Origin of the sequence: Gardnerella sp. DNF00747, from assembly GCF_049262675.1 — a bacterium.
Classification (GTDB): Bacteria; Actinomycetota; Actinomycetes; order Actinomycetales; family Bifidobacteriaceae; genus Bifidobacterium; species Bifidobacterium swidsinskii.
In genome coordinates, this window is the sequence record NZ_CP058394.1 from 452,607 (window position 1) to 467,589 (window position 14,983).

Genomic DNA, 14,983 nt, shown 5'->3' on the forward strand with positions numbered 1-14,983 from the left:
AAAATTTGCTGTATAAATTTGTTATTAGTAAGTTGTTATACCAATTTTTCGCATTTGGGCGTATACTATGAATAGTTATGTGTAAAGATTGCGTTCGCCGGTGAACTTTCTTTGATGCGCACTTGTTTTTTGTGTACCGCTTATACGCCGGTAGGGGATTTGCTCACATGAGAGGAAGATTGATGAAGGAGAGAAGGAGAGATTGTATTCTCTCGACAATTGGTGCCGTTTCATGCGTAGTTTCTATGATTTTAAGCGTAACTGTGTTGCCTGCGATAGCTTATGCCAACGTAACGAAGAATCCATTGTTTGCTGCTGTTTTGGCTGCTGCTGCCGAGAATAATAGGGGTCAAAATAAGTCGGGTGAAGGTGGAGCTGGTAAAGAAGTTAAAGGGGATAAGGCTAAAGAGGTAGATAAAAAAGAAGGTAAGAGAAATGATGGGGCAGCTAATGGGGAAGCTAATGGGGAAGCTGGTAATGAATCTAATGGGGGGGGGTCTGTAGATAACAGCAATGCTGGCAAAGATGCCAGTAAAATTGCTGGAAAAGGTGCTGGCAAAGATGCCAGTAAAGATGCTGTAAAATCTGGTAAATCTGACAAAAATGCTGACAAAGCTTCTAAAAAAGATAGCAAAGACGCTAACAAAGCTAAGGGCAAAGATCGCAGCACTGGTGATGGTGAGAAATTAAGCCTAGAAGAAGTTAAAAAGCTTCCTGCTTGCGTGGTTCATTATCTTCCAGACAACTTCCCTGATACAGTTCTATTCCGCCCTAAATCTGGTTCTGGAAATGCGTGTGCTATTAGTGCTGATGGGCTATCTAGTAATTTTAATAGTATTCGAAAAGCAATTTCAAATCTCAATAATGATGGCACTGGCTCAGTTGATTTTTATGGTGCAGAAGTGTATGCGTATGGGAGTCTGTCCAAGAAAGGTGTGGGTCTTTTTTCAGGGAAAAATATTAGTAGCATTGGTAACATTGACAAGTTTGATGTAAGTAACGTTACAGACATGTCTTATCTATTTAAGGATTCCTCATTAACTGATTTTAGTTTTTTGAGCGGTTGGGATGTGAGCAAGGTTACGAATATGGAGGGCATGTTCGAGGGGTGCACTGGTTTAGAAGATATTAGCGGTTTGGCTAATTGGAAGGTTGACAATGTTACGAATATGGAGGGCATGTTCGAGGGGTGCACTAGTCTGAAATCTCTTAAAGGGTTGGAAGATTGGGATGTGAGCAATGTTAGAAGTATGTCTGGAATGTTCGCGTCTGTTATTAAGGACCAAGATCAACATGATGCTTTGAATCCAGTAGTCGGGTATGCAGGTGAGATGGCGATTGCTTCGGTTAAATCTTTAAGTAAGTGGAAGACTGGCAATGTTAAGAACATGAACAGAATGTTTGAGGGTTGCACCAAGATAACAGATTTTGACGGTTTGAAAAGCTGGAATACTGAAAACGTTTCAGCAATGATCGGTATGTTCGAATACTGCAAGAGTATGAGTTCGCTTGGATTTTTGAGTGGTTGGGATGTTAGAAATGTTACAGATATGAGGGCAATGTTTGCGCTGTGCAGCAACATTGGAAGTACTGAAGGCTTGGGAGAGTGGAATGTTAGTAACGTTAAAAAAATGGATGACATGTTTGTATATTGCTCTAAGCTTAAAAATATCGAAGATTTAGCTAATTGGAATACAAAAGATAAGAGCAGTACAAGCGCATTAACTAGCACGTTTAGAATGTTCTCTAATTGCAGTTTTCTTACTAAACTTGATCCTTTGAAAGATTGGGATGTTAGCAGTGTTGAGAACATGAGCAGCATGTTTAACACTTGCGGCAGTCTTACTAGTCTTGATCCTTTGAAAGATTGGGATGTTAGCAGTGTTGAGAAGATGAGCGACATGTTCAGTAATTGTGGTAGTTTAACTAGTCTTCAACCTTTGAGCAGCTGGAATGTTGGCAGTGTTACGGACATGAGCAGCATGTTTAGCTATTGTACTAACTTGAGTAATCTTAGCGGTCTAGAAAAGTGGAATGTTGGCAGTGTTACGGACATGAGCAGCATGTTTAACAATTGTACTAACTTGAGTAATCTTAAAAGTCTAGAAAAGTGGAATGTTGGCAGTGTTAAGAACATGAGCAGCATGTTCTCCAATTGCTACTTTGAGCATATAAACCATGAAGGTGATGTAGTAGAAATAACAGGGTTGGCTGATATAAGTGCATTGAGCGGCTGGAATGTTGGCAGTGTAACGAATATGTTTAGCATGTTCAGTGGTTGTACTCGCTTGGGTAATCTTAAAGGTCTAGAAGGGTGGAATGTTAGCAATGTTACGGATATGTCTAGCATGTTTTCTGATTGCAAAAAACTTACCGGCGCTGCGGATTTAAGCAAGTGGGATATTTCAAAAGTTACGAATCTTAGTTCGATGTTTTCCAATGCAGGAGCAGAAAGTGGCGACAGTCTTATATTAGATTTCAGCAATAAGAACTTTACAAAACCTACTAATTCTGAGTCTACTACTGTTTCTGTTGATGGTATGTTTGGTGGTTTTAAAGGCACGTTGATTGCGAATAATTTGCAGTCTAGTGGTTTTGAGAATAATCCTGAGGATGATCCTATCAAAAGTCATTTTGCTGATGGCGAAATATTCTCCCTCGATGAGAATGGTCACAGCGATAATATAGTCGTAACTAATAATGTTACGATTTTAGATACAATTTCAAACAATGATGATCTTAAAAATATTGCATACTACATTCCTGTTAAAGCCAAGCTAATGGAGCCTGGCGATATAAAAAATGACAATATGACATGTGATTGCAATAGAGATTCGGGTGGCACTACTTATACTTACTATATTCCTGCACTGTATAATTCGAGTAATTTAGAGAAGAAACAGGATGAAAAATCGCAGGATTATGCGTACAGAATTGTAAAAAATAGTTTCGCTTCAAAGTTTAGAAGTGCTATAGATTCTCAATCGGGCGAAGTTATTGGTGGTGAGGAACCTGGTGGTGAACCTGGTGGTGATGAACCTGGCGGAGATGAACCTGGTGAAGGTGAAGGTGGCGATAAATCAGGTGGTGATACTGATACTGGCTCGCGTAGTGCAACGTTGAAATCGCGTGTAAAGAAACTGCGATCCGCAAGGAAATTGCGATCTGTAAGAGATGGCGATGATGAAGATGAAAATCCTGAACCTGAGCCTGACGAAAAACAGGGTAATACTTATAAAATCATGTTTAAGAAGTCAAGCGAAGGTGGTTGCACTTGGACAGAACTTGGCGATGCTGATGGTGCTGTGCCTGTTAGTAATCCAATTTCGCCTTTAGTGTTCTTTACTACGACGTACTATTTGGAGACATTTGTTCAGCCAGTGCCTTTGCCGCATACTGGCGGCCAGTCGGCTATTATGTTCACGTTCTTGTCTATTGGACTGTTCTCAATATTTGCGGTTGCTGGGGCGTTCGGTCGTCATGGTTGGGTTGCGTCTGTGCTCTCTGGCACTGCTTTGACTGGGTTTGCGAAGGCTTTTGGCGGCGGCGCGCTCGATATTGCAGCTGGCTTTAAGCACTGCTTCGCGCATCCTGTTGTAAGTGGCTCGATGATTAAATCTGCTGTAAGTGCGGCAACCGGCTTCTTTGCTCGGTTCCGAAGTGACGATTCCACCTTCGGCAAGCACACTAAACAGCGCTAAATCGCAGCGCACGCAAAACACAACCGAATTCCCAATGAACTACCACACAAATCTGTCCTGCCTTCGTCAATTGAGACTAAGGCAGGCCTCGCTTGCGTTGAAAGCACACTGTGATTTCAACGCTTAGCAACTCGCAGTGCTACTCGTTGAATACGTCTGAGTGTGTTCCCGTGCGAGATGCTGTTAGAACAAGCTCGTTTTCCTTAATTATGTAAATCAATAGCCAGTCTGATTTTACATGGCATTCACGGAAGCCTAAATATTTTCCTTTAAGAGGATGATCTTGGTACGTTTCGTCAAGAATCTCTTCGTTGCGCAACTTCTCAAGTAGTATATTAACAAGATGTGTATCGTATCCGCGCTTTCTGATTCTCTTCATGTCTTTTTTAAACTGTGAAGTGTATGTCAAAGTAAGCATAATTAATCTTCCTTAAAAACGTCGTCCATCATCTCGGATACTGAGTTATAGCGTTTTGCTGGAACTTTTCCGGATAGAATATCATTTGCTTCCTTAAACGCGGCGATTGTTTCTTTATTGTATTTTGGCTGTTTTAAGTCGAATGGGAGTCCTTCTACCATAAGTGATTTGTGTAAGAACATGTTTATTGCTTCGCTAAGAGTTATGCCGAAGCTGGCGAATAATTCTTCTGCCTGCGCTTTAACATCCTTGGTGACGCGTACGTTGATGCTCGCGGTTTTCGCTGCAGTGTTTGATTTCGTTGCTGTTGCGCTGATTGCCATAATATGCTTCCTTGATTTTATACTTATAATTTTTGCTTCTATAAGCGCGTTAGTTTTCTTGACTCGTTAATTTTGTTTAATTTTGATTTGTTTTTCTAGCTTTTTGTGATATTCAGCTATCAACTTTTATTACATTCTACAATGTGTTACACTGTTTTACAATATTATATAAACGTTTTACTTTGTATTACGATTGCATTACGTTTACCGCATGTATACGTTTACTATGTAAATTACATAAAATTCAAAGTTTTTGACGTCCGCGTTAAAAAAGTGTGTTGTTATTGCAGATTGCGTTCTGCGTGAGTAACGAAAAACAGCCAACGCTCGCGCGAGCGTTGGCTGTTTTATGGGACATTTGCCGGAGTTACGAATCCAATTTACAAATCCAGGAAAAGCTGATGGATTCGCGTATCGTTGTCAAGCTCCGGGTGGAAGGATGTGCCGATTTGCTTTCCTTGGCGCGCGGCGACAACATGACCTTCTACAGTTGCAAGAGCTTTGGCATTAGAGCCTACTTCTGCAATGTAAGGTGCGCGAATAAACGTCATCGGCACATTGCCTAGCTCACCAAACTCAGCCTCGCAATGGAAGCTTCCGAGCTGACGTCCGTAAGCATTGCGCTTAACTGTTACGTCTAAAGTGCCAAAACCGTTTACTTCGTCACCTTCCACGTTTTTCGCAAGCAAAATCAAACCTGCGCAAGTGCCAAGAACAGGCATTCCTCCTGCAATGCGCTCACGCAAAGGTTCGAGCATATTTTGCTCACGAAGAAGCTTAGCTTGCACAGTGCTTTCGCCGCCCGGAAGTACTAAGCGGTCAAAAGACTGCTCCAAGTCGCGCGCTTGACGAAGTTCAATAACGTGTGCGCCTAATTTTTCAAGCATTAAGCGATGTTCAAGAAAAGCACCTTGAACAGCTAAAACTGCTACAGTATGAGCGGAGTTATCAGTATTGGTAGGTGAGTTTGACAAAATTACTCGCCTCGCTCAGCCATTAAAAGCTTGATTTCCTGCTCGTTAATGCCAACCATAGCTTCGCCCAAGTTTTCGGAAAGCTTAGCAATCATCTTGGCGTCCTTGTAATTAGTTACAGCTTTAACGATTGCTGCAGCACGCTTTGCCGGGTCTCCAGACTTAAAGATACCGGAGCCAACGAATACGCCTTCGGCACCAAGCTGCATCATTAAAGCAGCGTCGGCTGGGGTAGCAACGCCGCCGGCTGCGAAGTTAACAACAGGGAGCTTGCCGTTTTGTGCAACGTATTTTACGAGTTCGAAAGGCACGCGCAAATTTTTGGCTTCTTCAAAAAGCTCATCCTCGCGCATGCTTGTAAGCTTACGAATTGCGGAATTCATCATACGCATGTGACGCACAGCTTGAATCACGTCTCCAGTTCCTGGCTCGCCCTTAGTGCGAATCATGGAAGCGCCTTCGTTGATTCTGCGCAAAGCTTCACCCAAATCCTTAGCGCCGCAAACGAAAGGCACAGCAAAATCGCGCTTATTGATGTGATACACGTCGTCGGCTGGAGAAAGCACTTCGCTTTCGTCGATGTAGTCGATCTCGATAGCCTCAAGCACTTGTGCTTCAACAAAGTGACCGATACGGCATTTTGCCATAACAGGAATAGACACAGTCTCTTGAATGCCGTGGATCATAGCCGGGTCGCTCATACGAGAAACGCCGCCTGCTGCACGAATATCGGCAGGAATACGCTCCAAAGCCATAACTGCGCATGCGCCAGAATCTTCAGCAATTCGCGCCTGCTCTGGGGTGGTGACGTCCATAATTACGCCACCCTTAAGCATTTGCGCCAATTGGCGGTTCAATGCTGTACGGTCTTCGCCGCTTTTATTTTGCGGATCCGAGGATTCGTTCACAGTTACCGTAGTATTCAAGTTCTCAGCCATCATTCCTCGCTTTAGCTTTAACATATGAGATACGTGTATGCATCTTAATATTTCGTGAATTTGCGCGCTTCTACGCTGTAATCTTATGTCGATTATTGCGTACGTTTGCAAGTTTACGTTCTGTTGGAATTTAACCACATTCGTAGGATATATCTCATATGTATTGGTATAAAAATATTACAAAAATATACAAAATATGATTTGATTTTTTGGACGCGCCATAGGTGAGACTGGCTTGTCAATCGACTACGATTAGTAATGCAGTCGACTTGTATTTGGGTTTATGTGGTATGCAAATAGTTATGTTTGCAAATGTGCATTTCCAATAAAGCGGCGAGCTATAAGACAAAAATAAATAAAAAATAAATAAAGAATAAATAAAAAATAAATAAAAAATAAATAATAACAAATAAATAATGTTTATATGCCATTAAGAAAGGTTTATGGTATGTCTAACAGCAAACCTGAGGAAAGCGTGCACGAAGAAAACGGCGCGACTGAAAAATTCTCCGGTAAAACTAACGATGAAGCTAACAAAAGCACTTCTTTCGCTGCGAGCACTGACTCTTCGCTGAATGAAGCTGAAAAATATGCTTATTCAGGCTCGAAACGCAAAATGGGCAAGATATGGCTATTTAGCTTAGCTATTGTTTTGGTAGTGGTGTTTAGTGCAATTTTTGCAACTCTTACTACATCTAATAAACCAAATAAATCAAATTCAGTATCGGAAATTTCGAACAAAACTGTATCTATAGGTCTAAAGTTAGCTCCTACGAATCTTGATATCCGTAATCAATCAGGTTCCTCACTCGACCAGTTGCTTATTGGTAACGTGTATGAAGGTTTAGTTGCTCGCAATGATATTAATCAGGTAGTTCCTTCGTTAGCTCAAAGCTGGGAAATAAGTAAAGATGGTTTGCGTTACACATTCCACATGCGTAAAGGTGCTGTATTTTCTAACGGCAATAAGCTTACTGCGCATGATGCAGAATGGTCGTTTAACGAGCTTATTGCTAAAAAATATCGCGGCTCTAACATGGTTGGAAAAGTTGAGTCTGCTAAAGCAAAAGATGATTACACGTTTGAAATCACTCTTAAAGAGCCAAATGCTAAGCTTTTGTGGGCACTTTGCAGTCGTTCAGGTTTAGTTTTTGATAAAAACGCAAAGTATGATGCAAAAACTCAAGCAGTCGGTTCTGGACCGTATCTAATTGACAAATTTGTGCCAAATGATCGTGTTGTTTTAAAAGCAAATCCGCGTTATAAAGGTATTCATCGTGCGCAAACTAATAAGATAGTAGTTCGCTACTTTGTTGACGATAACGCAGCAGTTGACGCACTTTCTTCCGGCTCTGTGCAAGCGTTGGCTCCTATTTCTGGTCAACTTGCTAAGCCTTTTAAAGATGATTCCAAGCGTTACGATGTAAGTGCAGGTAATGGCACAGATAAATTTGTTCTAGCGATGAATATGAAAGGCGAACGTACTAAAGATAAGCGCGTGCGCAAAGCTATTCGTTACGCGATTGATCACAAGCAAATTATTGCATCTCGTGGCGGAACGGATTTAGCTCTTGGCGGTCCAATTCCTTCTCTTGACCCTGGTTATGAGGATTTAACTAAGCTGTATCCACATGATTTGCATCGTGCTAAGGCGTTAATGAAGGAAGTCGGATTTGACGAATCACATCCTATGGATTTGACGCTTACTTATCCGAATATTTACGGCACGCAAATTGGCGATCAGCTGCGCTCGCAATTGAAGCCTATTGGAATCAATTTGAAAGTTAATATTGTTGAGTTTACTACTTGGCTTCAGGATGTTTATAAGAATAAGCAGTATGATTTGTCGATGGTTGATCACAATGAGAGTCACGATTTTGGGCAGTGGGCGGATCCTACGTATTACTACGGATACGACAATAAGCAAGTCCAGGATTTGTATGCTAAAGCTATGCTTTGTGCGGATCCTAAAGAGTCAAACAAATTGCTTGCTCAAGCTGCGCGAATTATTAGCGAGGATGCTCCTGCTGATTGGCTGTTCAACTATCGCGTTGTAACTGCGAAAGTGAAGAATCTTGAAGGAATGCCTTTTGACATGAATCAAGAGATTTTGCCGCTATACAACCTGCGACTTAGTTGATTTTTATTTGCTAGTCGCCATCTAGTTTCTAATGTAGAAATGAAACTGCGCGCGTGTCCGAAAACCACTAATCAGAGACACTCGCGCAGTATGTAATCTGCGTGAGTGTCCCAAAATGGGCAAAATAAGACACTCGCGCAGCGCGCAAACTGCACTAGTGTCCGAATTTGTGTATTTGTGGTGTGTTTCGACTAGAAGAACATAGAAAGTAGGCATTTTATGTTTCGTATGATTTGCTACAGAGTATTGCTGTTTCTTCTTGCTTTACTTGGCATTTCTGTAGTTATTTTCATATCGTTACGTGTACTTCCAGGCGATGTTGCGCAAGTTATGGCCGGCTTAAACGCTCCTCGCGGAAAAGTAGAGGAGCTTAGAGCAGAACTTGGTATTAATAAGCCACTTTTTACGCAGTATGTTGACTGGATTTGTGGTGTTTTCCGCGGTGACTTTGGCATGTCTATGTTGACTGGTCGTTCTGTAAGTTCAATTATTGCGATGCGTGCTTCTATTACTTTTCCGCTGATTCTTTTGGGTCTGTTTATTGCTTTAGTAGTTGGTATTTCACTTGGATGTTTGCAAATTACTCATGAAGGCAAACTTTCACAGGCAATTACGCGCTTTTTGGCTATTACAGCAGGCTCTGTTCCAGCATTATGGGGTTGCATGCTACTTATTTTGCTATTAGGACGCGGTATTGGCGTGTTCAGCTTGCTGCCAACTCAAGGTTTCCCTACAGATGGCTGGAGCGAATTTCCTGAAGCTTTTGCGTCTCTTCTTATTCCGGCTCTTACAGTCGGACTTATTGTTGGCTCTAGTTTTATGCGTTACACTGCTGCAACTGTTGAAAATATTGTTAAAAGTGAAGTAGCTTCTCAAGCTATGGCTTGCGGAATGACTCGCAAACAAGTTGTGTGGCGTGTTGGTTTGCGACTTGCTCTTCCTCAACTCGTATCTGTTATTGGTTTAACTTTCGCTCATATGGTTATGGGTGTGATGGTTATTGAAAACCTGTTTTCCTTACCTGGTATTGGTACGGGAATGGTTCGAGATGTTGGTTTGCGCGATCTAATTGCAGTGCAAGGTGAGCTTTTTATGCTTGCTGCATTGTTCTTGCTAATCGGCTTTGTAGTTGACATTACGCACCGACTACTTGATCCTAGGTTATCTAAAGATAGTTTGAATTAATTTCCTATTGTTGAATCTAACATGCGAATAAGGGAGTTTTTATGTGCAATATGTCTAAAAAAAGTATCAAAGTAAAATCTACTTTATGTAAGCGCGTATGGAATGCTACTTTCGGTAAATTTGTGTGTTTAACGTTTGCAATATGGTTTTTTGTTGCTTTGCTTTCGCTTTTATGGACTCCGTACTCACTTTTAGAAACTAACGGTTTTAAAGTATGGCAGAAGCCGTCTTTTTCGCATTGGCTTGGTACGGACGGCACTGGTTCGGATATGCTTAGTTGGCTTATGGCAGGTTCAAGAATTGAGCTGATTCTCGTTTTTTCTACTGTTCTAGTTGCTGCTTGTGTTGGGTTTATTGTTTTGAGCTTTATGATTTCTAGTTCACAAATTGTTCGCACAATAAGCATTATGTCTGTTGACGCATTGATTTCTATTCCAACTGTTTTAATTGCGCTTATGCTTGCAGTTCCGTTTGGAGCTAGTGTTGTTGTGATTGTTATTGCTTGTGGAACTGGCTATGGCTTGAATTTAGCACGTATTGTACGACCTAGTGCGCAGCTTGCGTTGCAATCTGATTATGTGACTTCAGCTGTTTTGCAAGGTTCCTCGCGTAAATATGTTCTTATTCATCATGTTTTACCAAATATTATTCCTGTTGCATTTGTTGAGCTTTCTCTTTCTGCAGGAACTGTTATTTTGGCTGAAAGTGGCTTAACATACTTGGGTATTGGAGTTCCTGCTGGAGTTCCTAGCTGGGGGCGCGTGTTGGCTACTTCTGTTTCGTTAATTCACGTAAATCCTTTATCGGTTGTCTGGCCAGGTTTGATTGTGACTGTGGTTGTTGTTGCTCTTAATCTTTTTGGTGACGTATTGCGCAAAGTTTTAGATCCTTCATCAAAAAGTGCGAATAAAGTAGGGGAAAAATGAGCTTAAATATTCAAAATCTCACGCTAAAACTTGGCGGAAAACTAATTCTTGACAACGTATCAATTGAGATTTCTGACGGTGAGCGTGTTGGCTTAGTTGGTTCTTCTGGCTCTGGCAAATCTATGCTAATTCGAGCTATAACTGGATTATTGCCGTCAAATGCTGAAATTTCAGGCTCTTGTATGCTTGGCAATCTTCAAACAGTGAAAGCAAAAGATGAAAATTTAGCTTCTATTCGTGGAAAATACGTTGGTGTAGTATTTCAGCAAGCTAATAGAGCACTTAATCCAATGTTAAGCGTTGAAAAACAAATTTCTTTGCCTTTGCGAATACATTACAATCTAGATGATGACGATATTCACAATCGAGTATGCATGATGCTTGAAAAAGTAGGGTTGTCGAAAAATCTCGCATCTCAACGCACGTTTGAGCTTTCTGGAGGTCAACAGCAGCGAGTTGGTATTGCTACAGCTTTGATTACCTCTCCGCGTCTGATTTTGGCTGATGAGCCTACTACTGCGCTTGACTCGGTTACACAAAGTGAAGTTGTGCGAATGCTTGCTTCACTTGTAGATGATATGGGCGCTTCAATGCTTTTTGTAACGCACGATTTTTCTGTGCTTTCGCATGCTGCTAATCGTTGCTATGTGCTCGATTCTGGGCGTGTGGTCGATAGTGAAAATGTTAAGAATTTGCTTGATAATCCGCGTATTTCTTCTACTAAACAATTAGTGAGTGCTGCTAAAAAGTTGACTTTTAGAGCGCAAAATTTGGGTTCTAAAAATTTAGATTCTGCAAAAGTGGGTTCTGCAAATACTGGTTCTGCAAACGTTGATTCTGAAAACGCTGATTTTAAGAAATTTAATTCCCATATTGGCAACAGTGAAGAAAATTCGCTTATAAATGCAAAAAATATTCACGTTACTTTAGGTCGAGCAAAAACTCGTGCTGAAGTGTTAAGCGGTGTAGATTTAAATCTTAATATTGGCGAATCTTTGGCGATTATTGGCGGATCTGGTTCCGGCAAAACAACTCTTATACGCGCTATGTTGGGGCTTGAAACTCTTTGCGAAGGTAACGTTACTTATTGCGGTGAAATCGTAAATAATGCAAATTTATTAGAAGTAAATAAAAATGCTTGTACGCTTATGAGACGCGAATCGTCGCTTGTATTTCAGCATCCGTTTGCTGCATTGGATCCACACTGGACAGTTCAAAAAAGTGTTGCTGAGCCTCTTAGAATATGGCGAAAATCGCTTAAAATAGACGATGCAACTATTGAACAGCGTGTTTGTGAAATGCTGAAATTAGTAGGCTTAAAACCTGAAGATTTTTTGGAACGTCACCCTCACGAGCTTTCTGGCGGTCAAGCGCAATGTGTTTGTATTGCTCGCGCATTAATCAATAATCCTCGAGTTTTGCTTGCTGATGAGCCTATGAGTGCAATTGACGTTGCTGAAAGAACTCGCATTTTAGACGCTTTTGCATCCATTCGCTCTGAGCGCAAAAACATGTCATGCATATTTGTAAGTCATGATTTGGGTATGATCCGTCATTTAGCAACGCGAGTTATTGTTCTTAATGAAGGAAAAGTTGTGGAATGTGGCAGTGTAAATGATGTGCTCAATAATCCACAAAATGACTACACTCGTGCTCTTGTAAACGCAGCAATCATGTAAATAAATCTTTCAACTAATAAATCTTTCAACTAATTAGGCGACTACCGTCTACTATAGAAGTACTCAGTACGTTAAAGAGTACGTTGTTTATTGTGTAGTTAAGTGAAGGGAATACTTATGAATAAGCAGGATGAGTCTAGACCTAGACCAGAAAGTTTTGAACTAGATCATACTAAAGTAAAAGCACCTTATGTGCGCTATATCAATACGCAAAAAGGTCCTAATGGGGATGTTATTTCCAACTATGATATTCGTTTAACGCAGCCTAATGAGGAAGCGATTCCTACTGCAGCTTTGCATACAATTGAGCATATGATTGCAGTGTTACTTCGCGAGCGTATTGATGGCTATATTGATTGCTCGCCTTTTGGTTGCAGAACTGGTTTTCATCTGCTAACTTGGGGCGAACACAGCACAGAAGATGTGGCACTTGCTTTAAAGGAATCTCTTGAGTTTATTGCGTTTAATGCCACCTGGGATGATGTTCCTGCAACAACTATTGAATCTTGCGGCAACTATAGAGACCACAGTTTATTTGGTGCTAGTCAATGGTGTAAAGATATTCTAGCGAAGGGAATTAGCTCGAATCCTTTTGAGCGCAAACTTGTGTAAGTAATAATTAGCTAGTTTTGCGTAATTTTGCGTAGTTTTATTTGGTTTCTTTTAGAGGTTGGCATGGAAGATATAACATTAAGAAAAGCAACTCTTGGTGACTTGCAAAATATTGAGCATATTTATGAAAATGCTCGCAAATTTATGCGTGTTACAGGCAATCCTCATCAGTGGGGGAATAGTTTTCCACTTGTTTCAAGTGTTATTGAGGATATTCGTTTAAAACGTTTCTATTTGATTGTTGACGAGGATCCAGAATCGCATAACGAGCGTATTCTAGCGCAATTCGCATTATGCGAAGGTGTTGATGAAGTGTATGCCAGTATTGACGGTGCGTGGCTTGATGATATTTCTCCTTATGTAACAATTCACCGCTTAGCATCTTCAGGAATAAAACCCAAAATGGCAACAGCGTGCTTGCATTGGGTGCAAGAAAACTATAATAATGTGCGCATTGACACGCATCCAGATAACGTGATTATGCAAAAAGTAATTACGCGTGCGGGTTTTAGTCGTTGTGGGTTGGTCGTTATTCCAGATCGTGCACACAGTGCAGTACGTATTGCATACCAATGGTTGCAAACGCTTAATCATGTCATATGAATGCGCATGTGTTCTTAAAAAGCTTATAGAGAGTATGCAAAAGAGCATGTAGCATTAAAAGCATACTAAATCGGTTAGGTGAGTTATGAGTACAGATTTAAGTAATGCGGCAAGTAATAGTGCAAGTAATGCGGCAATGTTAGAAGCAAACTATGCTCGCGCGTTAAGCGTATACCCTGGGCAGGTAATTGTTGATTTGAAGGCGCTTCGAGACAATATGCGCACTTTGGTTGCGCGCGTTTCGCAAGATTTGCAGCCTGGTCAGAATGCGCCGGAAGTTATGGGAGTCGTAAAAGCAGGCGGATACGGCCACGGGCTTATTCCTAGTGCGCTCGCGGCTTTAGCTGGAGGCGCTACTTGGCTTGGCACAGCTCAACCGTACGAGGCGTTACGTTTGCGTGCAGTTGGTATTGATTCTAGCCGTTGTCATATTCTCACTTGGCTTACTAGCGCTCCAACTACGAGATTTGCAGATTTGATTACAGCAGATATCGATATTTCTGTAGGCTCTATTGACTCGCTTGATGCTGTGGCTTTTGCTGCACGAAAGTTAGGTAAACCTGCTCGCGTGCACGTAAAAGTCGATACTGGTTTTGGACGAAACGGTTTTACGCCAGAAGGTTTTTGTGCCGCTCTAGAAAAATTGCAACAATACTCTAGTGAAGGCGTAATCGAGGTTATTGGCCAATGGAGTCACTTAGCTGTAGCAGATTCTCCTGACGTTCCAGAATTTGTAGATGCAACCGACCGTCAAATCCAACAATTCCACGAGTTTACGAAACGCATGAAAGAAGCATCGGTTGCTCCTAAAATCCGCCATTTAGCGAATACTGCTGCAACGCTTAACCGTCCTGAAATTCGTTTTGAACTTGTTCGTCCAGGAATTGGTTTGTACGGCTACGAGCCGGATCCTGCAATGGGAAATTCCCAAACCTACGGATTGCAGCCTGCTATGACGCTTCAAGCGCAACTTGGAACTGTAAAAACTGTAGAAGAAGGGCATGGAATTTCCTACGGACGCACGTATTTAACTCCAAATAATACGAGTACTGCTATTGTGCCTCTTGGTTACGCTGACGGCATTTTGCGATCTGCTTCCGGATTCGATATGCAAGGTGCGCGTCATGTTAATAAGCCAGGCGGTCCGGTTAGAGTAGAAACAAAGAATGGTGCTCGAATTGTGAACGTTTCTGGGCGAGTTTGCATGGATCAGTTCATAGTTGATTTAAAAGGCGATGCTTCAGAGTTAGGTGTTCTGGAAGGCAATACTGTAACGCTTTTTGGTCCTGGAAGAGGCTTGGAATTTGCCGAGCCTACTGCAGACGATTGGGCAGAAGCTGCAGGAACAATCAGCTACGAAATTATGACTGGAATTGGCGCTCGCGTGCCGAGGCTTTACCGCAACGCTTACGAAGTGCTATCTTCTAGCGATATTGCAAAACTGGACGCAAAAAGTCTTATATAACTTGTTACTGCTTGTTTTA

At 41.5% G+C, this 14,983-nt stretch carries 12 protein-coding genes; 8 read left to right on the top strand and 4 right to left on the bottom strand.

Features of this window, described 5'->3' with window-relative positions:
• Positions 1 to 182 precede the first annotated feature (182 nt).
• Positions 183 to 3,701 carry a BspA family leucine-rich repeat surface protein gene (locus HXT32_RS01605; RefSeq protein ID WP_422119861.1) on the top strand — a complete coding sequence of 1,173 codons (3,519 nt, stop codon included), beginning with the start codon at positions 183 to 185 and terminating at the stop codon, positions 3,699 to 3,701.
• Positions 3,702 to 3,840: 139 nt separating this feature from the next.
• On the opposite strand, the gene HXT32_RS01610 is transcribed toward HXT32_RS01605, so the two are convergent.
• From HXT32_RS01610 to pdxS, 4 genes are all read right to left on the bottom strand, one after another.
• Positions 3,841 to 4,119 (bottom strand): type II toxin-antitoxin system YafQ family toxin, encoded by a 279-nt coding sequence (locus HXT32_RS01610; protein WP_004108415.1) that lies wholly within the window; start codon positions 4,117 to 4,119, stop codon positions 3,841 to 3,843.
• 2 nt (positions 4,120 to 4,121) lie between these two features.
• Positions 4,122 to 4,442 carry a type II toxin-antitoxin system RelB/DinJ family antitoxin gene (locus tag HXT32_RS01615; protein ID WP_050770715.1) on the bottom strand — a complete coding sequence of 107 codons (321 nt, stop codon included), beginning with the start codon at positions 4,440 to 4,442 and terminating at the stop codon, positions 4,122 to 4,124.
• A gap of 380 nt (positions 4,443 to 4,822) precedes the next feature.
• On the bottom strand, positions 4,823 to 5,416 hold the full coding sequence (gene pdxT / locus HXT32_RS01620) for a pyridoxal 5'-phosphate synthase glutaminase subunit PdxT (RefSeq protein WP_004108408.1): 594 nt from the start codon (positions 5,414 to 5,416) through the stop codon (positions 4,823 to 4,825).
• Between the two features lie 2 nt (positions 5,417 to 5,418).
• A complete protein-coding gene (gene pdxS / locus HXT32_RS01625; RefSeq protein ID WP_422119069.1) occupies positions 5,419 to 6,252 on the bottom strand; it encodes a pyridoxal 5'-phosphate synthase lyase subunit PdxS in 834 nt (277 codons plus the stop codon).
• A 550-nt stretch (positions 6,253 to 6,802) separates the two neighbouring features.
• Here pdxS and HXT32_RS01630 point away from each other — a divergent pair.
• From HXT32_RS01630 to alr, 7 genes are all read left to right on the top strand, one after another.
• A complete protein-coding gene (locus HXT32_RS01630) occupies positions 6,803 to 8,494 on the top strand; it encodes an ABC transporter substrate-binding protein (protein ID WP_064621704.1) in 1,692 nt (563 codons plus the stop codon).
• Positions 8,495 to 8,713: 219 nt separating this feature from the next.
• A complete protein-coding gene (locus tag HXT32_RS01635) occupies positions 8,714 to 9,679 on the top strand; it encodes an ABC transporter permease (protein ID WP_033888459.1) in 966 nt (321 codons plus the stop codon).
• A gap of 50 nt (positions 9,680 to 9,729) precedes the next feature.
• Positions 9,730 to 10,605, top strand: a complete 876-nt coding sequence (locus tag HXT32_RS01640; RefSeq protein ID WP_064621706.1) for an ABC transporter permease — start codon at positions 9,730 to 9,732, stop codon at positions 10,603 to 10,605.
• On the top strand, positions 10,602 to 12,284 hold the full coding sequence (locus HXT32_RS01645) for an ABC transporter ATP-binding protein (RefSeq protein ID WP_004108398.1): 1,683 nt from the start codon (positions 10,602 to 10,604) through the stop codon (positions 12,282 to 12,284). Before HXT32_RS01640 ends, HXT32_RS01645 begins: the two co-directional genes overlap by 4 nt.
• A gap of 117 nt (positions 12,285 to 12,401) precedes the next feature.
• Entirely contained in the window at positions 12,402 to 12,896 is a 495-nt protein-coding gene (locus HXT32_RS01650; RefSeq protein ID WP_422119013.1) for an S-ribosylhomocysteine lyase, read from the top strand.
• Between the two features lie 63 nt (positions 12,897 to 12,959).
• Complete coding sequence (locus tag HXT32_RS01655) at positions 12,960 to 13,499, top strand: hypothetical protein (protein WP_004108394.1); 540 nt, start codon at positions 12,960 to 12,962, stop codon at positions 13,497 to 13,499.
• Between the two features lie 85 nt (positions 13,500 to 13,584).
• On the top strand, positions 13,585 to 14,964 hold the full coding sequence (alr, locus tag HXT32_RS01660; RefSeq protein WP_033888457.1) for an alanine racemase: 1,380 nt from the start codon (positions 13,585 to 13,587) through the stop codon (positions 14,962 to 14,964).
• Positions 14,965 to 14,983 lie beyond the last annotated feature (19 nt).

Coding starts and splice junctions, on each gene's coding strand:
- HXT32_RS01605 (WP_422119861.1), top strand. CDS start 183: ATGAAGGAGAGAAGGAGAGATTGTATTCTCTCGACAATTGGTGCCGTT.
- HXT32_RS01610 (WP_004108415.1), bottom strand. CDS start 4,119: ATGCTTACTTTGACATACACTTCACAGTTTAAAAAAGACATGAAGAGA.
- HXT32_RS01615 (WP_050770715.1), bottom strand. CDS start 4,442: ATGGCAATCAGCGCAACAGCAACGAAATCAAACACTGCAGCGAAAACC.
- pdxS (WP_422119069.1), bottom strand. CDS start 6,252: ATGCTTAAGGGTGGCGTAATTATGGACGTCACCACCCCAGAGCAGGCG.
- HXT32_RS01630 (WP_064621704.1), top strand. CDS start 6,803: ATGTCTAACAGCAAACCTGAGGAAAGCGTGCACGAAGAAAACGGCGCG.
- HXT32_RS01635 (WP_033888459.1), top strand. CDS start 8,714: ATGTTTCGTATGATTTGCTACAGAGTATTGCTGTTTCTTCTTGCTTTA.
- HXT32_RS01640 (WP_064621706.1), top strand. CDS start 9,730: ATGTCTAAAAAAAGTATCAAAGTAAAATCTACTTTATGTAAGCGCGTA.
- HXT32_RS01645 (WP_004108398.1), top strand. CDS start 10,602: ATGAGCTTAAATATTCAAAATCTCACGCTAAAACTTGGCGGAAAACTA.
- HXT32_RS01650 (WP_422119013.1), top strand. CDS start 12,402: ATGAATAAGCAGGATGAGTCTAGACCTAGACCAGAAAGTTTTGAACTA.
- HXT32_RS01655 (WP_004108394.1), top strand. CDS start 12,960: ATGGAAGATATAACATTAAGAAAAGCAACTCTTGGTGACTTGCAAAAT.
- alr (WP_033888457.1), top strand. CDS start 13,585: ATGAGTACAGATTTAAGTAATGCGGCAAGTAATAGTGCAAGTAATGCG.